The sequence below is a fragment of the Ktedonobacter sp. SOSP1-52 genome (assembly GCF_016587395.1).
Genome location: NZ_BNJH01000001.1, coordinates 778,559 through 802,244 on the forward strand (window position 1 = coordinate 778,559; position 23,686 = coordinate 802,244).

18 protein-coding genes are annotated in these 23,686 nt (G+C 54.2%); 14 read left to right on the top strand and 4 right to left on the bottom strand.

Features of this window, described 5'->3' with window-relative positions:
* Nucleotide 1 precedes the first annotated feature (1 nt).
* The 6 genes from JMJ16_RS03550 (at nt 2) to JMJ16_RS03575 (ending at nt 7,458) form a co-directional block, all read left to right on the top strand.
* Nucleotides 2-1,501, top strand: coding sequence for a hypothetical protein (locus tag JMJ16_RS03550; protein ID WP_201378450.1), 1,500 nt, complete (start codon nt 2-4; stop codon nt 1,499-1,501).
* A 210-nt stretch (nt 1,502-1,711) separates the two neighbouring features.
* On the top strand, nt 1,712-3,868 hold the full coding sequence (locus JMJ16_RS03555; protein WP_201378452.1) for a HEAT repeat domain-containing protein: 2,157 nt from the start codon (nt 1,712-1,714) through the stop codon (nt 3,866-3,868).
* Between the two features lie 149 nt (nt 3,869-4,017).
* Nucleotides 4,018-4,695, top strand: a complete 678-nt coding sequence (locus JMJ16_RS03560) for a hypothetical protein (RefSeq protein WP_201378454.1) — start codon at nt 4,018-4,020, stop codon at nt 4,693-4,695.
* A 391-nt stretch (nt 4,696-5,086) separates the two neighbouring features.
* Nucleotides 5,087-6,409 carry an RNA-guided endonuclease IscB gene (gene iscB, locus JMJ16_RS03565; protein WP_201378456.1) on the top strand — a complete coding sequence of 441 codons (1,323 nt, stop codon included), beginning with the start codon at nt 5,087-5,089 and terminating at the stop codon, nt 6,407-6,409.
* Nucleotides 6,409-6,948 (top strand): DUF6036 family nucleotidyltransferase, encoded by a 540-nt coding sequence (locus JMJ16_RS03570; protein WP_201378457.1) that lies wholly within the window; start codon nt 6,409-6,411, stop codon nt 6,946-6,948. The genes iscB and JMJ16_RS03570 overlap by 1 nt, the downstream gene beginning before the upstream one ends.
* A gap of 69 nt (nt 6,949-7,017) precedes the next feature.
* A complete protein-coding gene (locus tag JMJ16_RS03575) occupies nt 7,018-7,458 on the top strand; it encodes a hypothetical protein (protein ID WP_201378459.1) in 441 nt (146 codons plus the stop codon).
* 46 nt (nt 7,459-7,504) lie between these two features.
* Here the strand turns inward: JMJ16_RS03575 and JMJ16_RS03580 are convergent, their stop codons facing one another.
* Nucleotides 7,505-8,194: a hypothetical protein gene (locus JMJ16_RS03580; protein ID WP_201378461.1), complete on the bottom strand. Its 690-nt coding sequence runs from the start codon at nt 8,192-8,194 to the stop codon at nt 7,505-7,507.
* Between the two features lie 263 nt (nt 8,195-8,457).
* Between JMJ16_RS03580 and selD the strand changes: the two genes are divergently transcribed.
* On the top strand, nt 8,458-9,513 hold the full coding sequence (gene selD / locus JMJ16_RS03585) for a selenide, water dikinase SelD (RefSeq protein ID WP_201378463.1): 1,056 nt from the start codon (nt 8,458-8,460) through the stop codon (nt 9,511-9,513).
* Between the two features lie 60 nt (nt 9,514-9,573).
* On the opposite strand, the gene JMJ16_RS03590 is transcribed toward selD, so the two are convergent.
* Nucleotides 9,574-10,683, bottom strand: a complete 1,110-nt coding sequence (locus tag JMJ16_RS03590) for a winged helix DNA-binding domain-containing protein (RefSeq protein ID WP_201378465.1) — start codon at nt 10,681-10,683, stop codon at nt 9,574-9,576.
* 108 nt (nt 10,684-10,791) lie between these two features.
* Here JMJ16_RS03590 and JMJ16_RS03595 point away from each other — a divergent pair, with 108 nt between their 5' ends.
* Both JMJ16_RS03595 and JMJ16_RS03600 read left to right on the top strand, forming a co-directional pair.
* Entirely contained in the window at nt 10,792-11,871 is a 1,080-nt protein-coding gene (locus JMJ16_RS03595; RefSeq protein WP_236601175.1) for a YafY family protein, read from the top strand.
* A gap of 121 nt (nt 11,872-11,992) precedes the next feature.
* A complete protein-coding gene (locus JMJ16_RS03600) occupies nt 11,993-13,129 on the top strand; it encodes an AZOBR_p60025 family cell surface glycopolymer formation protein (protein ID WP_201378466.1) in 1,137 nt (378 codons plus the stop codon).
* Nucleotides 13,130-13,227: 98 nt separating this feature from the next.
* On the opposite strand, the gene JMJ16_RS03605 is transcribed toward JMJ16_RS03600, so the two are convergent.
* A complete protein-coding gene (locus tag JMJ16_RS03605) occupies nt 13,228-14,043 on the bottom strand; it encodes a hypothetical protein (protein WP_201378467.1) in 816 nt (271 codons plus the stop codon).
* Nucleotides 14,044-14,440: 397 nt separating this feature from the next.
* On the bottom strand, nt 14,441-15,202 hold the full coding sequence (locus JMJ16_RS03610) for a hypothetical protein (RefSeq protein WP_201378468.1): 762 nt from the start codon (nt 15,200-15,202) through the stop codon (nt 14,441-14,443).
* A 623-nt stretch (nt 15,203-15,825) separates the two neighbouring features.
* Here JMJ16_RS03610 and JMJ16_RS03615 point away from each other — a divergent pair.
* The 5 genes from JMJ16_RS03615 to JMJ16_RS03635 all read left to right on the top strand — a co-directional run bounded on the left by JMJ16_RS03615 (nt 15,826) and on the right by JMJ16_RS03635 (nt 23,615).
* Complete coding sequence (locus JMJ16_RS03615) at nt 15,826-16,623, top strand: hypothetical protein (protein ID WP_201378469.1); 798 nt, start codon at nt 15,826-15,828, stop codon at nt 16,621-16,623.
* A gap of 207 nt (nt 16,624-16,830) precedes the next feature.
* Nucleotides 16,831-17,289 carry a hypothetical protein gene (locus tag JMJ16_RS03620; protein WP_201378474.1) on the top strand — a complete coding sequence of 153 codons (459 nt, stop codon included), beginning with the start codon at nt 16,831-16,833 and terminating at the stop codon, nt 17,287-17,289.
* Between the two features lie 138 nt (nt 17,290-17,427).
* Nucleotides 17,428-19,359 (top strand): glycoside hydrolase family 127 protein, encoded by a 1,932-nt coding sequence (locus tag JMJ16_RS03625; protein WP_201378476.1) that lies wholly within the window; start codon nt 17,428-17,430, stop codon nt 19,357-19,359.
* A gap of 696 nt (nt 19,360-20,055) precedes the next feature.
* Nucleotides 20,056-21,852 (top strand): ABC transporter ATP-binding protein, encoded by a 1,797-nt coding sequence (locus JMJ16_RS03630; RefSeq protein ID WP_201378477.1) that lies wholly within the window; start codon nt 20,056-20,058, stop codon nt 21,850-21,852.
* Nucleotides 21,849-23,615: an ABC transporter ATP-binding protein gene (locus JMJ16_RS03635; protein ID WP_201378478.1), complete on the top strand. Its 1,767-nt coding sequence runs from the start codon at nt 21,849-21,851 to the stop codon at nt 23,613-23,615. Before JMJ16_RS03630 ends, JMJ16_RS03635 begins: the two co-directional genes overlap by 4 nt.
* The last annotated feature ends 71 nt before the right edge of the window (nt 23,616-23,686 follow it).

A 23,686-nucleotide genomic window follows, 5' to 3' on the forward strand; every position in this document is an offset into this window, starting at 1 on the left:
TATGTCTAAACGCCAGCAGCAACATTTCATATTACCCTCCTGGCCTGAGCGGCCTGGACTGGGCTGGTTTGCCCGGGAGGTCCTGGGCAAACCACTCTACCCCTACCAGGAACTTGTAGGCGATGCCATCTTAGAGAGCGTACTCGAAGGGCGAGGCGATACCTTCACCGTCATGTTTGCCCGCCAGATGGGCAAGAATCAGCTCAGTGCCACCCTTGAGGCCTACCTGCTCTTCTGTATGCAAGAGGGCAGTATCGTCAAGGCTGCCCCCACTTATAAACCCCAGACTATCAATAGTCGCCAACGCCTGCTCTCCCTGCTCGATAACCCATTTATGCGTAATCGCGTATGGAAACACTTTGGCTATACAATAGGCATGGCTCCCAGGCGCGAACAGGTTCCCTATCAGACGGGGCCACGCGTGATGTTCTTCTCCGCCGGGCCAGGTGCCAGCATCGTTGGCGCGACCGCCTCCCTCCTGCTGGAGATCGATGAGGCGCAAAGCATTGATCCAAACAAGTATGATACTGATCTCAGACCTATGGCCAGCACGACTAATGCCACAACCGTTCTCTACGGAACCGCCTGGTCTGAAGAGACGCTCCTGGCACGCATGCGCGCCCATAACCTGGAGCTTGAGCGCCAGGATGGTCGCCAGCGCCATTTTGCCTATGATTGGCGCACACTCGCAGCCATCAATGACCACTACAAATGCTACGTCGAGAGCGAGATCAAGCGTCTTGGCGAGGACCATATCAGTATTCGTACCCAGTATCGCCTGCTGCCCATTCTCGGTTCAGGGTACCTGCTCAACGACCTGCAAGTTTCACTCTTGCGAGGCCAGCACACCTGGGAGGCTACTCCAGATCCAGCCGAGGGCTTTTACGTGGCCGGACTCGATATAGCTGGTGAGCAGCATGCGCGCCCTGGTCAGCCCGCTGGCAAGCACGATAGCACCATCCTGACGATTGGGCGCGTCACTATTAACGATCTCGGCCTACCCGAGCTACGCATTGTGCGACACTACGACTGGACCGGAATGAAATATACCGACCAGTATGCTGCGATTTCGCGCATCCTCCAGGAGTGGAATGTGCGGCGCACCGTTGTCGATAAAACAGGTCTGGGTGAAGGATTGGCCTCTCTGCTCAGCACACGCCTGGGCACTGAACGCATTCGCTCCTTCCATTTCACTCGTGCCAGCAAGTCCCAGCTCACCTACCATCTCCTTGGCCTTATAAACGCAGGCCGCGTCAGCATCTATCGCCAGGAGGGCGCTCCTAACGCCACCTACCAGCAGTGCTGGCATCAGTTACGCCACGCGCGTTACGAGGTACCCGCCGAGGGACTCATGAATATGTACGTGGACGAGTCTGATGGGCACGACGACTACCTGATGAGCCTGGCCCTTTGTTGCGAGGCTCTCCGCGATCACAATATGCCCTCCTCACCCAGTAGCATCATCCCTCCACCTCAGGGCTACGACGATGGAAGGTATTAAAGAGGTATAGAAGAAGTGGTAGGTGCATGCACCTACCACTTCTTCTATACCTCTTTACTTTAGCTATTTGTGCTCAGCTCATGCGGCATCCCGAGCTTGACAAGCAAGAGAAGCTCACGTTATACTCAGAAAAGCAATATCAAGGGGCGGTATGTCCCTTATTAATTCACAGCATGCGCAGCACATGCTTTACTTCCCGCTGCATCATACATGACAGATATCGACTCGCTCGATGACCCCAAGGCTCTTCAGCAGCTCTCGTCCCAGCTCTCCCACATTAATGCAGGCGTCAAAATTGCCGCCCTGCGTCGCTCCGTCGCTTTCCAGGAAAAGGCCCCGCGCAGATCCATCCTCGTAGCCCTTCTGGACCAACGCGAATATGTCCGCGCAGCTGCGGCAGAAACCGTCGAGGCCCTCAAGCCCTGGATCACAGACGAGCAATGGCTAGAGAGCCTTCAAGAGCCTCTTTTTATCGTCTATCAAGCCGCTCTTACCATTCTGGAAACGCAAGGGCCAGAGGCGCCATACAAACCCATCTTTCGTGCTTCTTTTGCGCTAAAGCGCTCTCTCCGTACCCAGGCTCAACACCTTCTAGCAATACAAGCCCAGCAATGGCAACCCCAAAAAGTAGCCCAGTTTGTTCAGAAACTTACAGAAATTCTGCAAAAGGGCGCTCCTACCAATCGCATGATTGCCCTCGAACTGCTTGAAGTTCTAGGAGATAGAGCGCCTGTAGAAGTGTTTCTGGCAGCCCTTCAAGATAGTGAAGCAGATGTTCGCTGGACAGCTCTTGTACAACTCGCTGCACATGGAGAACAAGGGCGAGAATTACCAGTTGAGCCAATCGCAGCCTTAATCAAGGATACAAATCCCCGTATACGCTATAGGGTACTTTACGCATTAAAGACACAAGAGAAAATGCCTGTTGACCTATTCATTACGGCCTTACAAGACCCTGATGAGAGAGTTAGGCAAACAGCAGCGTTTTACTTGGGCAAGCGCCGAGATATACAGGCAGTACCAGCCTTGCTCCAATTTCTCTTATACGATGCCGACGGGCTCTTTTGGGACTACTGCGACAGTGCGATAACAGCGTTAAGTGAGTTATATGAGCACATACCCTCTGAAACCTTAATCGATGCTCTCAACAGCAGTAAAGCATCAGTACATCTTCAAGCCATCAGCCTGTTACATATCTTGAAGGAAAGAACTCCAGTCAAGTTATTGCTAGAGCTTTTAGAACATAAAAGCACTGCGACACGCAAGCAAGCTCTGTATGCAGTAAGGCACCACTGGAACCATTTTCCAATAGAGATTATGCTCAATAAGCTCAAAGACAGGGATAAAAAAGTGCGTGAAACGGCCGCGCGCGTGCTAAGTTGGAGCAAGCTGGAGATTCCTGAAAACCTCCTCTTACCACTTCTGGATTGCCCGGAAAATATCGCGCGCACAGCCGCTGTCAGGCTGCTAGGCAAACGCATGCCCATGGAACGCCTGCTGGCAGCGCTGCATGATCACAAGTGGACAGTGCGAGTCGCGGCGATCGAGATACTGGGTACGTTGGGAGAGAAAATTCCGCTTGATGTGTTGCTAGAGGCGCTCTGCGACAAGAACCTGGAGGTATGCCGAGCAGCCTTACAGGCTCTAGGTGAACAGGGAGAACGCGCCCCGATCCCCATCATCACTGGTGCCTTGCTAGGGTCACGACGTATAAGCCGAACTGCGGTAGAGGTTTTAGCGAAACTTGGGAAGCAGCCTCCATATGAACTACTCATGCAAGCACTCCAGGACCCACGGGCACATATACGACGAATGGGCATCGAATACCTGCAGTCATTGCCACACGATAACCCACCTCCCGTTGATGCAATCATGCCACTGCTCCAGGATAGCAACATCTATGTACGCAGAGCAGCCCTACAGACATTGGCTCAGTGGGGGGTAGCTGAATCTGCCGAACTCTTTGTGCAAGCCCTGGCTGATAATGATTACTTTGTGCGCGAGACAGCGCTTGGCATCCTCGGCACATTGGGCGAACGCGTCCCACGAGAGCCGCTCAAGGCTCTGCTTGGAGATGCTAGAGGCTGTATGTATGCCATCAAATGCCTGCAACAGACCCATCCCGAAATGCTACGTGAAGTGGTGGAGGAGGCCAGCCGCATCCTGCTGGGACAAGGAACGGGTGAGCTACTTGGCTCAATTCAGCAGGCCCATATAGCCGAGATTATCGGCTATATGCCCGGACCTGGCCCACTACTGATCAATAAGCTCGTCGAGCTACTGGACTGGCCTCACCCCAGGGTACGCATGACCGCGGCCCAGGCCCTGGACAAGCATAACCCTCTACAACTGGAGATTCAGGCGTAATTTATTGACGCCCGACACGTTTACCTACTGGTGGTGTGCCCTGGCAGCCGCAGGCTGCCAGGGCACACCACCAGTAGGCGAGCGCCGCAGGCGCGAGGGGTCAAGCGCAAGATGTTAGTTATGGGACATTGCAGGGAAGGGGATTGGTTATGCCCGCAACACTCTCCATTCAATCCGCGATTCTAGCCGTTGTCATGGTCATCGCCTGCCTCACTTGTATCTGGATGGTTTTCTTCTTCGGTCGCCGCCTCCAGACCTCAGCTTATATGCGCACATTCCTTCTCGATAGCGTCAAGCGCCAGGAAATGCAGTCTCTGTTGCGACAGTTGCATGATCGGGCGGCTACGGGACCACTCGATCCCAATTTCCCCCCTCCCCCAAAATTTGGCAATATTGGGCAGTTATGGGAAGATGGAAAATGGGTATCCTATGAAGATAGATTCGGAGATCAACGCGCGTCTTTAACCAAAGAGGATGAGGATGAGGAGAAGAAACGACTTGATATTCTTGGGAGGTGCCGTACCTGGGAGCAAGAGGAGCGCAAGCGCTACGCGGATCTCTCCAAGCAGGCCGAAGCCGAAGCCCTCAAACGTGCCGAGCAGATAGTTCCCCAGGCAATGGATATTTCCTTGCTCGGAGGCGGCTGGACCTTCCTGCTGGAGTTTAGTACGGTCATCGTCATCATCTTCACCCTCCTGATACTTGGCGTTCTGGGCTCTCTGGAAGGGAAAGAGATTTCGACCATTCTCGCTGCCATTGCAGGTTATGTTCTCGGTAGAACAACTACCGCGACGACGCAAAACAAAAAAGAGGGACCAGAAGCATAATGCCCGGCTTTATTGAAAAATCTCGCTGCCGTATGCGATACTTGTTGCAACAAGAGACACGGGAATATGATCCATCCCCTGACATAGCCAGGCACGGCCCTGGCAGGACAGGCTAATGGAAAGGATGCGAGCGACGTCAGGTACCCCATGCCTAAAGGCAGGGGCTTGTGAAAGCAAGCCTGGACTTGTCCAGACTTAGCAAGGACTCTACGGAGTTATCAAGCTACGATAGAGGTGAAGTGTTGAAGTTCCTACCTACGGGTGCGTGCCAGCCTGTAGCCCTAGAATCTCTGGGTTAAACAGCAAAGCGGGGTCTATGCAGTGCTCGGAGAAAAGTACCGCCCTCTATCTTTGTCGAGGCAACCATTACCCTGGAAACAGGAGGCTCAATTTGAGCAATGTTTTTGTGATTGATAGCTATTACAAACCATTGAATCCCGTGCATCCAGCACGGGCGAGGCTCTTGCTCACACAGGGCCAAGCAGCCGTGTATAGACATTACCCGTTCACGATCATTCTCAAACGAGTAGTCGAGCAACCTGAAATACAGCCTTTGCGCCTCAAGCTTGATCCTGGCAGCAACACAACGGGCATTGCCCTGGTCAATGATGCCAACGGAAACGTTGTTTTTGCGGCTGAACTCTCGCATCGAGGACACGTGATTAAAGACAGCCTGGATAGCCGTCGTGCTGTTCGTCGCGGCCGCAGACAGCGCAAAACTCGCTATCGTAAACCAAGATTTCAGAATAGAAAAAGGAAGAAGGGATGGTTGCCGCCCTCACTAGAAAGTCGCCTTGACAATATTCTGACGTGGGTGGCTCGCCTCTGCCGCTACGCCCCCATAGCTGCTCTCAGCCAGGAGTTGGTCAAGTTTGATCTGCAACTGCTGGAGCATCCCGATATAACAGGCGTGGAATATCAACAAGGCACACTCCAAGGCTACGAAGTCAGGGAATACTTGCTCGACAAGTGGGAAAGGACCTGCGCCTATTGTGGCAAAAAGAATGTTCCCCTGCAAGTGGAGCACATCCACCCTCGCGCCAACGGTGGCACCAACAGGATAAGCAATCTGACGCTGGCCTGTGAGCCATGCAATATCACCAAAGGCACGCAGGAGATCGAAGCGTTCTTAAAAAAGAAGCCTGATGTTTTGAAACGTATTCTCGCTCAGGTAAAGAAGCCCCTCAAGGATGCCAGCGCTGTGAATAGCACGCGATGGGCATTACTTGAACGGCTGAAAACCTTCGGCTTGCCTATCGAGTGTGGCAGTGGCGGGTTAACCAAGTATAACCGTACCACAAGAGGCTTGCCAAAAACCCACTGGCTGGATGCTGCCTGTGTGGGTAAGAGTACGCCTGATGTTATTGTACATAAAGGGGTAGTCCCTTTGCTCATTGCAGCCGCAGGCCATGGGAACAGGCAAATGTGCTCCACAGATAAGTATGGGTTCCCCAAACAACATAAACAACGCAAAAAGACGTTTCTTGGATATCAAACGGGCGATATAGTCAAAGCCATGACGCCCAAGGAAACATTTGAAGGAAGGATAGCTATTCGCCATCGGCCTTCGTTTCGAATGGGAAAGGTCGATATTCACCCCAAATATATGCGTTGTGTACAACGATCCGATGGCTACGCGTACCAACAGAAAGGAGTGTGCCATGCTCCTCCCCTTGGATTTAGCCATGGGGAGGAGCATGGCACCATTTTATAGTGGAAGGCAGCGAGATTGAGCGTTATTTGCAGGCGCTGGACGAGGAGCTGGAGAAGCGCGCAAAGGTACGCAAGCCCGTCCGCCTGGCGGTGGTGGGGGGGGTCTATATGATGTTTTTTGTGCAAAATCGAGCCTCAACCAAGGATATCGACGTGGTTCCACTCGATTTTCCCGATACCATGAATCCCAATCAAGAAACCAAGGCGTTTCGCTCAGCTATCAATGCCGTAGCGAAACGCTACCAGCTGACGCGCGACTGGATGAATGATATCGTGGCCTCCTTCACACCTGAGATGGGGCCCATCACCCTCTGGCGTGCCTATACCAACTTGCAAATCTATGTGCCAAAAGCCGAGTATATTCTGGCCCTGAAACTGCTGGCAGGACGTGCACGCGACGAAGACGATATCGAAGCCCTCTGCGAGCAGCTTGGCGTCGAAACACGTGCGCAAGCACAAACGCTAGTGGATCGCTATGCAACACCCGAGTGGCAGAAGGAGTGTAATCTTCAAGCTACATTTGATGACTTATTTGCGTAATCTTCAAAATAGGCAAAAATTCCTTCGATCCATGTTATAATAGATACGAAGACAGGAGGAACTTCGACAATGTGGGCTGAAATACAAAGCATGCAGACAACCTACCGTCAGATCGTTCAAGGTGAGCGTCCATGGAATGCCCTGGGCGATTTCCTCAACTACTGGTATTGCTATGCCGTGGAGCATCGCTCAGAGCTGGTGCAGGAAGCTATAGAGCAGTCATCTGAGACCAACCCGGAGCATCACCAGTGGGCGGCTTTTTGTGCCGCCGCCGTCGAGTTCCTCTGCTTACAGGCCGACATCACTGTTCCCGGCTGGGTCCACGCTCCCGCATATACCCTGTCTGATCCCTGGTTTACTGGCCTGGGCGCGCGCAAACCACACGTGCAGGCACGCCTCAAACAAGAGGCACCCGAGCCCTTCGCCCGGCGCAATGTCTATTGCAGCCCCCGCGTCTTCGCCAACAAGTTTGAGGTCGCAGCCCAGGTAGCCTCGCGCCAAACCGCATAGCAGTTGGCTCTTATCCGTTTTCCCAAACACAGCGAATTACGCCTCTTTACGCTTCAGGGTATTGTGTGCTCACCTGGCTCTGGGTTGGGCCAGTTGGGTAGGTATATGTGCGCGATCCCTCCTGATAGTGATTGTACTCTTCTTTGGGCTGTGGCTGGGCAGGGCGATATCCCTCCTGATAATTATTCTGCGGTTGAGCCGGGATAGGAGGCATCTGTGGGATAGCAGGAATTTTTGGTGCGTCAGGCGAGTTGGGATCATAAGGCACATACACAATCTGTTGATAGACCACTTGCTGCCCCTGCTGCTGAGGAGCGGGCTGTGGCTGTTGAGGCTGCTGCGACACATGGAAGAACGCCACACGCTCACGCAATGAAAAAATGAACGGGGCGAGGATGGCTAATATGATATGGAAGAGAATCGCGATAATCAGAACGGTAATCGCTACGGATGGACCATTATAAGGCGACAACGCAGAAAGAGCTAGAGCAAGACCCAACCCCAGTATGCTAACAATTATATGCAACATAACATAAATTGCGCCTACACGCCTGGCGCTGATGCCAAGCCAGAGTACTACCCCGATAAGGTAAAACATTACAAGCAAAACAACTGCTGTAGGATTAAACGCGAAGAGTTCACCAACCAGGAAGGTATACAGTGGAGTTACAAGAAGCACGATGCCTAGCGTAATAAAGAAGCGTTTGAGTGAAGAAGGCCTACCAGGCGGATTCATAGATTCCTCCTACTTTTTTTTACATTCTCATTTCCAGATATATTCTATGCATGTACGTCTAAGCTCACTTTAAAGTTGTGATTATCATTTCAAATACATTTCCACATCACCTATTCTGCGGGAAGGGATAAAGACGAGAAGAAGGGGATTATCCGCTTTCTATTGAGGCTGCATCTCTCTTTGTGATTTACTAAGAGTATACTTTTGTTTCTCTATAGCTAACACCGTTTCATGCTATTTTCCTGGAGAGGAAAAATTTCTATATGAGCATACAACAGCCGGTCCGGCTTACAGAGCTTGCCAGTTGCGCGGGGTGCGCCGCCAAAATCGGCGCGGATATGCTGGCCCAGGTCGTGAAGCCGCTACGCCAGCGTGTCGTGCCAGAACAGCTGCTCATCGGCCTTGGCGCGATTGACGATGCCGCCGTCTACCAGGTCAGCGAGCGGCAGGCCGTCATCAGCACCGCTGATTTCTTCCCGCCTGTGGTGGATGATCCCTATACCTTTGGCGCTATCGCGGCCACCAACGCTCTCAGCGACGTTTATGCCATGGGTGGACAGGTGCTTATGGCCATCAACCTGGTGGCCTGGCCCGAGTCTCTGGATACCAGCATTCTCAGTGAGGTGCTGCGTGGAGGAATGGAGGCGGTCGAGCAAGCAGGCGGAGCCATCGCGGGCGGACACTCAATCTCTGATGAAGAGCCGAAATATGGCCTCGCCGTCACGGGTATCGTTCATCCTAAACGTATCCTCACAAAAGGCGGCGCCAGACCCGGTGATATCCTGGTTCTCAGCAAGCCTCTAGGCACGGGCCTGATAACTACCGCTCAGAAACGCGGCCTGGTCCACGAGGGCGACATGGCCGCCGCGGTCACATCCATGACCACGCTCAATAAGCGGGCCAGCGAGCTACTGGTCGAGGCCGGTCCAGCCGTACACGCCACGACGGACATTACCGGCTTTAGCCTGTTGGGGCACGCCTGGGAGATGGCGACGCAGAGCAAGACCTGTATGCGCTTCGATTACGCCGCGCTCCCCCTGCTGCCCAATGTTCGCCACTATGCCGAAGCAGGCTGCACACCGGGTGGCACGGCCCGCAACATGCGCTCAGTCGGTTCTCATGTCCATATCGGTGAGCACGTCGATCAGTACGCCCAGGCCATTCTCTTCGATCCTCAGACCTCCGGTGGCCTCTTCGCCGCCATCGATCCCGCCCTGTGGGAAACGCTCTCACAGCAGAGCGAGGTCCCATTCCGCCGCATCGGCGAGGTAACCGATCTCGTCAGCGATCCCGAACAGGTCATACTCTCAGTCGAATAGCTAGAAGCCCGCTACTGGCGTACGCGGTACTTGTCCAGGCCCCAGCACACCAGTAGCAGGCTATCCCACAACAGAGCCAAATTGTATATCAAATGCCTCCGCACCATCCAAGATCCAGCGCATGAGGCTTGCTCCCTCACTATACAACGCCTCTTGCTCTGAGGGTAAAAGTGGTTCACGTACTGGTTCAATCACGAGCGCGGTGGATGCTGTCCGGCGCTCAAGCCGCCACCGTCCACGCACAAAGCCATCTATCAGGAACGCCGTGCATCGGCTATTGCCAATATAGATAGAAGAACGATGCTCGTCGGAGATGACCCGGCGACGGTCAGCGTGCGAGAACAGCAGGTTATCAAAGTCGGGGAGGAAGCGCGCAAGCGCAGGGGTATCCGCATGTGGTCGAGGCGCATCAGGCAGATCAAAGAGCTCCCGCCCTTGCTCATCCCTGAAGGTGAGCAGTTCTGACCGCAAGCTGTCGAAAATGGGTTGGAGCCTGGTAAGTGCGGACCAGGTCTGCATATCCTGCACACTTGCCGGACCGAACGCTGCCAGGTACCTCAAGACAAGCCTCTGCATATCCCCTTCTGAGCCAACTATTGAGCGCCCAAGCCAGGAAGCCGCCTCGGTATGAGCAGGTCTGCCAGTAAAACCCCAGGTCCCCGCGGGAATGGGCTGGATGAGCGCCATATGTATTCTTATGGCATCAGCTAATTGCTGAGTCCCCATCCCAGGAGAAAACTCCTCCATCTTCATACGCAACTCAAGCCCCGTCCGTGGCTGCTCGCGCACATATGCTTGCATCATATCGGTAAATCTCTCCAGATCAAAGCCCTGCGCCCTCTTTATAAAGAGGCGAAGATTACGACTCAATGCGGGCTGGATGAGAGGATGGACCAGGATATAATCCTCCGCCGTCATGAGATGTAGAGTACCACGAAGTGATGATCCCCTTACGAGCTGCCTGTGTTCAAGGAGCTGGGTTAATGACTCACGTTGGAATGAATGCAAACGCGTCCAGAGACCAATATATGAAGCGTTGGCTACCTGGGCCTGCATAGCAATGAGGCTTGTAATGACGTCCAGGTGAGACTGCGTTGTCCGCTCCAACAAGAATTGGCGTGCCAGGGTGGCGCGATTCAACTCGCGCAGGGTCAAAATACGCTCAGACATCGTGTCTCCTTCTCTCTTTCCTTGACTTTTCTCTTATTCACATCTTACTATGGAAGAAGGACGGAACCAGCCCTCCTTTAAGAGTATTTTAGATTAGGATAGGAGGGTGTGGCGTGCCTGAGTAGCCCGCTACTGGCGTACGCGGCTACTGTAGAGCCTGGACAAGTAGCCGCGTACGCCAGTAGCGGAACCACGCGAGGAGTCACGCACAGCATGTATCATCCGACCAGCCGGGTTCTCACTGTTCTTGAATTACTTCAATCTAAGCCCTTTATTACTGGTCCCGAGCTTGCTACACGCCTGGAGGTGGATGTGCGCACGGTTAGGCGCTATATCACCACCCTCCAGGATGCTGGCATTCCCGTCGAGGCCAACATTGGACGCCATGGAGGCTACCGTCTCCGCCCCGGCTTCAAACTGCCGCCTTTAATCTTTACAGAGGAAGAAGCTACGGCCATCATGCTTGGCCTGCTGGGCACGTCATGGCTGGAGATTGGGCAATCATCGGCAGCCGTGGAGGGCGCGCTGGCGAAGGTCTCGCGCGTGCTCCCTTTCCGGGCGCGGGACCGCCTGAACGCCGTTGCCTCTCACCTCTTCTTCTTCTCACCCCAAAAGGATGCACAACCCGATGTCTCACTCTTAATCAATATAAGCGAGGCCATCGCCCAACAGCGGCGAATTACGCTGGATTATCGCTCTCATCGCGACCAAACAACGAACCGCAAGGTTGAGCCATACGGTATGATAGGCTGGGACGGACACTGGTACCTGATCGGCTACTGCTGCCTGCGGCAAGATATCCGCACGTTTCGCCTGGATCGTATTCAACAGGTAGTAGCCCTGGAAGAAATATTTGAGCGCGAGGGGAACTTTGATTGTCGCGCCTACATGGCGGAAAAGTATACCCAGGGATCGGCTCGCTGGCGCATTGAAGTCGAGTTTCAGGCAACGCTCTATGCCATGCAGCAGAAGATTCCAGCCTCTTATGGCACGCTCACGCCCACAGCCAATGGAGTCCTGTTCCAGGCCGAATACGACAACATTGATAGCCAGGCCCGTTACCTTATGTCTCTCAACATCCCCTTCGTCGTCCACCAGCCACCAGAACTCCGCGAGGCCCTGCGGAAACTGGGGGAGCAGATGCTTCAGATTGCAAGTGCCCCGCTTGTCACACAGGCCAATGGTTAGGGAAAGAGTAGAGCACTCTTTGTTTTCTCCATAGAAGGGGCTATGATTGGCGATTAGCGCATGCTTCCAATATACATGTGCCGATGCATGAATTTTACTTAGAGTAGTTTGGAGTCTTGTAATGCTAACATCACCGCTACATAGAGTAGCAAAGGTCTCGGGGCGCTCAGAAGTGCTGGCAGCCTGGTGGCCTGCGTTCATTGTCGCTGCCCTTTATATCTTATGGGTAGGCCTGCTGGTCGTTCTGCGCGGCTATACAGCTCTAGATTTTGTCCACCTGGGCACTGTCTGGAGTGAACATAAAGCCAGCGGCACCTGGGGCTACGATGGTCAATTTTACTACCAGCTCGCCCATGACCCCTGGCATGCCTACCAGTTCATGGATAATGCCCCCTATCGCTATCAACGCATCCTCTATCCCCTGTTCGTCTTCGCCTTCAGTCTGGGGAACGCAGCCCTGGTCCCCTATGTTATACTGCTTTCCAATGGGATAGCGATTGTCGCCAGTGTAGCGATTGTGGCTCATATCTTGCATAAACGCCAGGTCTCGCCCTGGTTCAGCCTGGCACTAGGTCTTTATTTCGGCCAGCTCGCGGCCTTCACGTTCGATACAGCAGAACCCTTCATGGTCTTTCTGCTCTGCCTGGGCATCTTCTTTACCCAGGAGAAACGTGTCTGGCTAGGAGCGCTCTGCATGGGATTGGCGGCCCTGACCCGCGAAACTGCGATACTCTTTCCGCTGGCCTATGGCGTGGCCTTTCTTCTCCAGCGCCGCTGGCGCGATCTTATCCCTATGACACTGCTGGGAGGCTTACCGCTTCTGCTCTGGCTTGCGGCCATTGTCCTGATTTTCGGCAAGAGTGGCCTGGGCTTTGCCCCCTCCTTTGAACGCCTTCCCTTCGCAGGAATTACTTATTTTGCCAATGCCCCACGTAAATTCTGGCTCCTGCTGCTACTGATGTTCCTTCCCACGCTAGCTAATTGCCTGCTGGCGGGCTGGGAGATCTGGAAGCGGCGCTGGTCCCCCCTATTGCTCGCCTGGGTCATCAATCTTCTATCCATTGTCTTCCTCTCGCATTATTCCTATATCGAGCTGATCTCCTGCAGTCGTATCAGTCTAGGCTTGATCCTGGCTGGCGTCATGTATGCCGCCTATAGTAAGAACAAGCTCCTTCTCTGGTCCACACATTTTTACACTCTCACCTGCCTGGTATATATAGCCGGCACGCTCCTGCGCTGGCCCGTCTTTATCGGGTAGAATATTTATCACATGATGTGTGGCAGTGCCACAAGCATTGCCGCACCATATATACATACTGGGACATACTATGGCGAGAAAAACCATTACTTCTTCTATCATTTTTTATTAAATCCCGTTGTGAGCCGAAACCGCCTGGTGAACATTCGCCAATTTTGTTTCAACAAGCCAGCTTGTACACCCGATTCGTGAGGAATTTCCGGACGAGACGTAATAAGGATGAATACAAAAAGGATCGCCGCAAGGATCAAAGATGAGCCAATAGTGCCAAATCCCAGGCCGCCTTGTACATGTGACTTTGTAAGAAGATCACCCATTGTCGCACCGAATGGACGCGTGAGAACAAATGCCATCCAGAACAAGAGCGTTTTGGAGATCCTGGTGAAAAAAGCTGCGCAAACTATCAGCGCTAGTAGACCTGTAATGAGCAGCACGCCTCCCCCAAATCCGAGATGGGAATCGTCTGCCAGGAAATCACCCAGCGCGGTCCCCAGGGTATTTGAAAAGAGGATTGCCGTCCAAAAAAGGATTTCAACCTTCACCGTGGTGATCTTGTTCACCGAGAAAGAAGCTTTACTGAAGCGCCAGATCACAAAGATAGCTAGCAAAAGAGTGCAGAGAAGGAGGGAGCCTTTCGCGTAGCCCAGCCCTAAAGTGCGGTCCATATAATCTGACATGGTAGTACCAGCGATACTGGTTGAAAGGATAACGCTCCAGTAAAGGAAAGGGTGATATTTCTTTGAGATAAGTTGCGTCGTCAGAGTAATAACAAACAGCCCAATGAAAAGCAAAGAACTAATGGCATAGCCAACATGCATGGTCATAGATAAAAGATCACCACCCGTTTCGCCAAGAGTGGTTGCACAAATCTTCATGATCCAGAACGCGATAGTAATTTGAGGGATTTTCTTCATCAGCATATCCTCCTACTACGTAGTCTACTGATGAAGAGAAGCGAAGCATAGAAGCGTATTGAAACCATCTCCCGACCGATGTTGCGCGGCACCGCGCTGCTCAAGCACGCGCCGAAGCTTCTATCTCCGCAAACATACGATAGGCATTATAAAAGAGAGGCAGGCACTAAAGCGTCCACTTCTCTTTTATAATGCCTACATTTAGATGCATATCTCCATAAATAGCTCTCCATGAGTATATCACTTTAAGTGCATAAATATATATGACCCGTGAGCGCCTGCGGCGCTCACGGGTAAGGGGGTGTTGGTGTGAGCAGCGGCAAGGCCGCTGCTCACACCAACACCCCCTTACCCGAGGCGAGCTTGCGAGCTGATGAGTCTAGCCTGGAAAAGAAGTCTATAAAGCGGTGATTGTCAGGCTGCTGACACGCAGGGTAATGCCATGCGACTTGATATGCAGTGGTCCTTGAGAGAGATTGGGCGAGGATGCGCTGCCCACAGTAAAGGCCTTTACGCCATCGGCGAAAAACTCTAAGATGTTATCTCGGATCTCCAAACGGTAGACATGTGGCTCCATGCGCGGATCGTAATCAAAGGGAGGCTGGCTCTGTATCACGTTGGCAGGCGGATCAATCATGGCTTGGAGTTGGGGATGAAGACCTCCAATAGTCGGCAACTTGGAGAGCAGATTACTCGCCCCGGCATTATAGCCATCAATTGCCCCATTATGCGGCGCAAAGAAACTGAAGCTACCGCCGTTGGGCGCGTTATAATGCATAACCTGAATGTGAACCTCTACAGCATACATAGTTGTAGGGGAAACAAAGGGCATGGTAAGTGCATCATCCTCATCACTTTTAGAATAAAGCTCTCCATGCTGGACCTGCCAACCCGTGGCCCCCTCCCAACCAGCAATACCACGCGCCCAATCAGCCTTGTAGAGTATCGTTCCGGCCGCTGGCCCTTTATGCGGCGATGGCGTAGGCGTGAGCGCCTGAGAAGTGGGCTGCGTTCCTGAATCCGAACTGGTTGTGGGACCGCCAGAGCAGGCAGCCAATATCACCATGAGGCAGACAAAGAAGAGGCTACATATAAAGCGCCGCCGATGCCAGGGAGTATAAGCGAAATACAGCTTTTGTCTATACATTGACGAAGGCATACGAACACTCCTTTATTCGCTACAAGCCAGCAATAATATTGTGCAAATTCCCCCTGCACACAAACATTCTAGCATCCCAGAAGATTAACAAGAAGAGAACCTGAATAGCAATCAAATCTCTAGGGGAAGAAAACAGTAATTACTAAAATACTTTTTAGATCATTACTTATAGATAGTATAGGGGCAGGGGTAAAAGAATGTCAAGAAATAGCCATGCTAGTGCTATCTTTTCGCGTTGACAGGAACATATTTAGCATGTTAAGCTCTATATGCTCTTCTCTCTATATATAGCAAAGAGAGGGGGTTGCTCTCAAGAAAGGTAGTTTTTACAGATGGCCTTCAGCGGCGGAATACCTGCGCAGACGCCAGGTATCAATGGCACAACCACACAGGGTAACCAGCTTCCCGCCCATGGCCGCACTCTGCCTTTTTTTAGCCATGCTTTGTTGTTGAGAAGCAAAAGCGCGTAGCAGTCAGGTAGACATAGGCCGTGGGCGAAAAAAGTTGCCCACGGCCTTCTGCGTTTTTGGGGCCGGCTTGTGTCTCCCAGCAAGACCGTGGGCAGGATGTTCACGGTCTTTTTTCGTCAACATTAACATTACAAATTGCAAGGAGAAACCAACATGCGAGACAGCGACACCCAGGCCCTTTATGATTACCTCGTCTCCGAATACAACCACCACTTCGACTACTGGGACTGGTCGTACCTGGACGGCAGAAGGGTAGATGTATCGACCCAACCTAAGGCGTGGGACTATATCAGGGCTGTACAAACCTCCATGCAGCAGACACAATCCATTCTCGACATGCGTACTGGTGGTGGCGAAAAATTCGCCGAGCTGCTCAAGCAATATCCTATACCATATGCCTATGCCACGGAGGGCTACGCACCAAATCTCGCCATGGCCCATCGGCTCCTTGATCCCCTGGGGGCCACCGTCTATGCCGTAGATGACGAAACACTGCCCTTCGCCGACAATATGCTGGAGCTTATTATCAATCGCCATGGGAGCTACGATCCACGCGAGGTGTTGCGCGTCTTAAAATCGGGTCAGCGCTTCATCACGCAGCAGGTTGGCGATCAGGCCAATGTGCGCATCCATGAGTTACTCGGACGCCAGAAGGAACTGCTCTCCTACGAGGGCGCACCCCACAAACCCGCCTGGAACCTGGAGTATGCTACCCATGAGTTGCGTGCACACGGCTGGCAGATTATAGAGCAGCATGAGCACTTTCATACCACGCGTTTTCTCGACCTGGGCGCCTTTGTCTACTATCTCAAGGCCATTCCCTGGGAGGTACCCGATTTCTCCATCGACGCCTACTTTGATAAGCTCGTTGAAATTCAGCCCATCTTTGAACGTGATGGTATGCTCGACATTCCCTTCCACACCTTCTTTATCGTCGCTCGCAAGGTATAGGAGGCTTGGTGTAGTGCGTAGTGGCAGTCGCAGGCTGCCACTACGCACTACACCAACAAAGCATGCGCCACAGGCGCGAAAGTGACGCCTCCATACACAACCAAAGCGCGAGACATTCGTATTCCTGGTAATAAAGGTATCGAAATCATAGAATTTTAGGGTCAAGCGTTGAAGCTCAACCCATCATAGAGGAAAGCAGGCACATTCATGCAATACGGAGATCCAAGAGACGCGCGGAGAGCGGCCAGGAACGCCAGGCGCGCCTACAGGCGAAGCTATAGACGGTCCAGAGGTGGCTGGCTCGGTATCGTCTTGATCATCATCGCCGTCGTCTACTTTACACACCACATCTCTACAATACTTTTCGGCCTGGGCGTGCTCGTCCTCCTGTTGATCGGGGCGGGCCTCTTCATGTCCAGTCGCAATAGAGGCATGAACTATCAACAGCCCTACATGCCTCCCCAGCAATTCAACCAGGCACCCGCCGAGTCAGAAGAGCAGCAACCCTACTATCAGCCATATGACCAGGGCTACCAGGCTCCACCAGCAAACTATCAGGAAGGCGGACAACAGTACTACTATCCTTCGCAGAATTCAGCTCAGCCTCAGCCACACGAAGCCCCCGAGGCTCAATATCCTGAGCAATTGCCACCCATGCAACAGTAAAGAGTAACACGACGCTGCTAGAGCACACGTCTATATATGATAGGGCGGAGAATGTCGTATCATGGTATGTAAACGCGTGCCCTAGCAGCGTCGGCACCTACTTGGTAGATCTCATAACCAGAAAGGCTCTTGCCCACAATGACTTTTAGCCGTCATTTCAACCCACAGCAACAGGATACCGCTTTTGTTGTCGATACTCGGCGCAGTCCACAGGCCAGATTACACCCGGTTAGCCTGAGCAACGTACAGCTTACGGATACGTTCTGGCAGCCACGCCGTGATATCAATCAGACCGTGACGCTTCCACAGCAATACGAACTATCCGCGCGTACCGGGCGACTCGATAATTTTCGCCGGGCGGCTGGAGATAACTCGATTCCATTCAGGGGCATATTTTACAACGACTCCGATGTCTACAAATGGGTGGAGGCGGCCTCCTGGACGCTCGCTCAGACTCCCGACGCACGCTTAGAGCAGCAGCTTGACGAGGTGACCGCGCTTATCGCCTCAGCTCAGGATGATGACGGCTATCTAAACACCTATTTTACCTTTGAGCGCCAGGCCGAGCGCTGGAGCAATCTCACGGATCTGCATGAACTCTACTGCGCGGGCCATCTTCTCCAGGCTGCGGTCGCGCACCACCGAGCAACTGGCAAGACCAGCCTGCTCGATGTGGCGACTCGCGTGGCCGATAATATCGCCTCAGTCTTTGGTCCCCAGGGACGCCCGGGAACCTGTGGGCATCCCGAAATTGAGCTGGCCCTGGTCGAGCTGGCCCGCGAGACTGGCGAACCACGCTACCTGCAACAGGCGCAGTTCTTCATCGACCAGCGTGGTCAGAAGCCGCCTGTCCTCAATGGCTCCCCCTATTGCCAGGATCATCTACCGGTACGCGAGCAGCAGGAAGTTGTGGGACACGCCGTCCGCGCGCTCTACCTCTACGCAGGAGTAACCGACGCCTACCTTGAGACAGGGGAAAAGGCCCTTGACCACGCGCAAGAGACCCTCTGGCAGAATCTCACCGAACGCAAGACGTATGTGACAGGCGGCGTGGGATCACGCTGGGAGGGTGAGGCATTCGGTGAGAACTATGAGCTCCCCAATGAACGGGCCTACACAGAGACCTGTGCCGCCATCGCCAGCGTCATGTGGAACTGGCGCCTCCTCCAGGCCAGGCCCGAGGCGCGCTTCACCGATGTGATCGAGCAAACGCTCTACAATGGCGTCATCGCGGGTAGCTCGCTCGATGGGAAACTCTACTTTTACCAGAATCCCCTCGCGGATCGTGGCAAACACCGCCGCCAGCCCTGGTTTGACACGGCCTGTTGCCCCCCCAATATCGCGCGCCTGCTCGCCTCGCTCCCTGGCTATTTCTACAGCACCTCGGAGGAGGGCATCTGGTTGCATCTCTACGCCAGCAACACCGCTCAGATTCCCTGGGCCAGTGGAGAGACCATTACCATCGAACAGCAAACGAACTATCCCTGGGATGAAGAGATTGGCGTCAAACTCCAGATGCAGGAGCCTCAGACCTTTGCCCTCTTCGTGCGCATACCCGCCTGGGCGACAGGCGCCCAGATCCAGGTCAACCAGCAGCCTGTCGAGGGGCTTGCCATCAAACCAGGAACTTATGTCCAGCTCAAACGTACCTGGCAGCCAGGCGATGAGGTTAAAATTGTCCTGCCCCTGGAGGTTCGCCTCCTGGAGAGCCATCCCCATGTTACCAGCAACCGTGGCCGCGTCGCCATCGTTCGCGGCCCCCTGGTCTACTGCCTTGAGCAGGCCGATCACGGCTCCGTCGATGTATGGGATATTGTCCTTTCAGGTCAAACCCACTGGGAAGCACAAGCACAGACGCAGCTCCTGGGCGGGATCGTTATCCTGCATACCCAGGCCTACGAACAGGTCCAGGAGGAATCGCAGGGACAACTCTATCGCCCCCATAACCAGGGCAACCAACAACGCTATCGCCCGGTCCAGCTCACCGCCATCCCCTACTACGCCTGGGGCAACCGCGAAGCTGGCCCCATGCAAGTCTGGCTCCCCCTGGATGAGCATATCAAGGCCTAAAACGGCGCACCGTAAACGAAAGCGCCTCTCTTTCATAGGTGCCCCGTTTACGGCGCGCAAGGCGATTTATCGCAGGAATACCGGGTTGCAACCAATTATATAATACAGTGTTAAATTGCATCTATCACCATATTGTTATGATTAGGCACCTATCACGCGATATTCCTGCGATAAATCGCTTTGTGCGCGATAAATCTGGCACCTATGTTGATTAAAGATGCCTCGCTCGCTCAGTGTTCTCCACTTGACAATATTATATTTTTGCATATACACTTGCTTTATACATCATGTATTAGTGTTTGGAGAAGTAAAAATGTTGAACAGTTGCATTAAGTTCTTACCACAAAATGGGGGACTTCATTGCGGCAATGGCATGCCACTGGCCCAGGGGATCAGTCTGCCCCTTTTGCCTGCATGCGCCTGTTCACATTCTTCGCGGTCAACCCCATCTCATTAGCGACTGATCGCGCTTCTCACCGGCGTACGCAGCGAGTACGACCGGTGATGATGAGTGGTTGCGCTTCTAACCCCCATTCGGCGGCAAGCGCACGTGCCTACATATTATGGTATGGGCCATGTCGGCCTCACCAATTCCACACCTTCATCTTCACTCCCTGAACCCAGAGCGCCTTGCGCGTTTTTGCCCTCAGCGGTTGTCCTTGTCTGCGTCTTGCATCCCTTTATGGAGGACAATCAATGAAACTCTGGCAGTTTTTACTGTCGCTCAAGGCACGCAACTCACCGCCACGCGTCACATCGCGCCAATACCTTACGCTCTTGCGGACGTATCTGGGGCTACAGCGTCTGAGGGTCGCCGTGATGGCGCTCCTGCTCTTCGCCAGTATCGCGCTGCAATTGCTGGGACCGCAGATCATCCGCGTCTTTATCGATGCCTTTCAGCATGGCGCCACGCAGCAGGTGCTCACGCTTACGGCCCTGCTCTACCTGGCAGTGGCGATAGGCGGTCGCCTCGTCTCCGCGCTCGCGGCCTACTTCTGCGAGGATGTCGGCTGGCGCGCCACCAACTGGCTGCGCGAGGATCTCACACGCCATTGCCTGAACCTGGATCGCGCCTTCCACAGCCGCTATACCCCGGGCGAGCTTATCGAGCGCGTCGATGGCAATGTCGACGCGCTGGCGAACTTCTTCTCGCGCTTTATGGTTCTTGTGCTGGGCAATGCCCTGCTCGTCCTGGGCATCCTGGTCCTTATGGCACGGGAGAACGCGTGGTTGGGCATCGTCATGGGCGCCTACCTTGTTATCAGTATCTTTGCCTATGTACGCGTCCAGAAATTTGCTATTCCATACTATAAGAAACACCAGCAGGCGGAGGCGGTCTTGAGTGGCTTCTGGGGCGAGCTGCTTGCTAGCCTGGAGGATATCGCCTCCAGCGGAGCAGCGCCCTATATTCTGCGGCGCTATGTACAATTGCAGCGTCAGGAGAACACCGCCGAACTCAAGCGCACCTTCTACTGGACCAGTTTTGAGATCTCGGGGCTGGCAATCGAGGTCGTGAGCATGATCGCTGTGCTCATCTTCAGTGTTTACCTCTTCACACATGGCTCGATCTCGCTTGGAACGCTCGTGCTGCTCCTGAGCTACAACTCGCTCATGCTCGACTATACCTTTGAATTAACAGAACAGTTTGGCGCCCTTCAGGAGGCCACGGCCAGCATTGAGCGCATCAACGAAATTTATCATACGGCCAGCCAGGTTCCAGATGGTCCCGGCGTCAGATTTCCCCCCGGCGCCCTGGACATCGCCTTTCAAGCGGTTAACTTCCACTATGAGCCGTCTCAGCTCGTGTTGCGCGATATATCGTTTGAGGTGCCAGCAGGGATGACGGTAGGGCTGATCGGGCGTAGTGGCAGCGGCAAGACCTCGCTCACGCGTCTACTGATGCGCTTCTATGATCCCGTGGTTGGCAGTGTTTGCCTGGGGGGACAAGATCTGCGCCAGGCAAGGCTAGAGGACCTACGCCAGCGTGTAGGACTCGTCACTCAGGAGGTGCAGCTCTTCCGCGCCACATTGCGCGAGAACCTGACCTTCTTCGATGAGCGGATCGACGACGAGCGTATCCTCGCAGCCATCACACGATTAGGTCTATACGATTGGTATACCCGCTTGCCAAATGGGCTTGATACACCACTTGCAAGCAACGGCGCGGGCCTCTCGGCTGGCGAAGCTCAGCTCCTGGCCTGTATCCGCGTCTTTCTCAAGGATCCCCAACTGATTATTCTGGACGAGGCCACATCGCGCCTGGATCCCGCGACCGAGCGGCTCATCACCCAGGCAACCGAGCGCTTACTGCGCGGACGCACAGCGCTTATTATCGCCCATCGCCTCTTAACAGTGGAGCGCGTTGAGCGCATCATGGTCCTGGAGGCTGGTCAAATAGTAGAGTATGGCGCACGCGCCGGCCTGGCGGGAGATCCCGCCTCGCGCTATGCCCAGCTACTACAGATGGCGCACCCGGAGGAACTACTGGCATGAAAACGAGACAATTTCTATGGCGCCTCATCAAATTCACACACTGGAGCTACCTGGGGGACATCCTGCTCCAGTTTCCGCGCCGCCTCCTGCCCCTGGCGCCAGCCCTCATCATCCAGCAAATCGTGGACGGCCTGACGCATGGAATGCGGCTCGATGCTGACTTCTGGGGCTTGCTCGCGCTCTTGCTGGGCCTGGTACTGGCACGCATGACCTGCCTTATCATAACGATGGTAAGCGAGCGTTTTCCCATCTTCAATGTCGAGGCCCTGCTGCGCAAGAACCTGCTGGAGCACCTGCTACGCCAGCCCGCGGCAGTCGGCCTCCCTTATCCCAACGGAGACATCATCAACCGCCTCCAGCGGGACCCGGGAGACCTGGGCCGCTTCCTGGTAATGTGCGCCTTTGTCTTTGGCATGGCTGTTGAAACCGTGACTGCGCTCATCATCATGGCCCATCTCAACCTCCAGTTAACGATTGTAGCCGTCATCCCCCTGCTCCTGGGCAATGTACTGGTCAATACCTTTGGCAGGCGCATCGAGCGTTATCGCACCGCTACCCGCGAGGCCGGGAGCGCGGTCAGTAGCCACCTGGTGGAGATGTTTGGCTCCGTCCAGGCCGTCCAGGTCGCGGGCGCGACTGAGAGCGTGATCGGACATTTCCAACGTCTCAACCAGCGCCGCAGGCGGGCCGCGCTTCAGGAGAATCTTTTTAGCAATGCCTTTCTGGGCCTCTTCGATACCGGCATTTCGAGTATTGGCATTGGCCTGGTACTCCTCCTGGCGGGCAGTGCGTTGCGCGCAGGCAACTTTACTATCGGTGACTTTACGCTCTTTGTCGCCTATATGGCCAATATCGCGCGCTTCAGCGGTGAGCTTATCGAGCGCATCGCGGCCTACAGGCAGGTGCGGGTCGCCCACAAACGCTTGAGCGGGCTTATGCTCGGAGCAGCCCCAGATACACTGGTAAAGCCAGGGCCAATCTATCGGCGTGGTCCCCTGCCAACTATCCCAGTTCTGCGCCTGGAAGCTGAGGAGCGCCTGGAGACGTTAGAAGTGAAAGATCTCACTTATCACTATCCTGGCTCCCGGCGTGGCATCAGTGAGATTAGTCTGCGCATTGAACGAGGGCAATTTGTCGTAATCACCGGGCGCGTCGGCTCTGGAAAGACGACGCTGCTACGGGCGCTACTTGGCTTACTGCCGAAGACGCAGGGAGCTATTCGCTGGAATGGGGATCTGGTGACCCATCCCACGAGTTTCTTTGTACCACCACGCAGCGCCTACACTCCCCAAACCCCCGCTCTGTTCAGCACAACCTTGCGCGAGAATATCACGCTTGGTCTGGCCCTGGACGAGGGCCAGGTGCAGCAGACCATCCACGCCGCAGTCATGGAGCGCGACGTAGAGACCCTGGTTTCCGGTCTGGAGACCGTCATTGGTCCCCGAGGCGTCAAGCTCTCAGGCGGCCAGGTACAGCGGAGCGCGGCGGCGCGCATGTTCGCGCGCGAACCCGAACTACTGGTCTTCGACGATCTCTCCAGTGCCCTGGACGTTGAGACTGAACGTCTGCTCTGGCAGCGCATCTTCGCCCAGGAGCAGCGTACCTGCCTCGTGGTCTCACACCGCGAGGCAGCGCTGAGGCGAGCCGACCATATCATCGTCCTCAAAGAGGGACGCATTGAAGCGCAGGGAAACCTGGAATATCTGCTTACCCATAGCGAAGAGATGCGCCAACTCTGGAAAGGAGAGATGCATAGCGAGTAAGTCATCGCTTACAAGCCATAGATGGGGAGCACTTGTTTTTTGCTCCCCATCTATGTACAATCATCCATAGA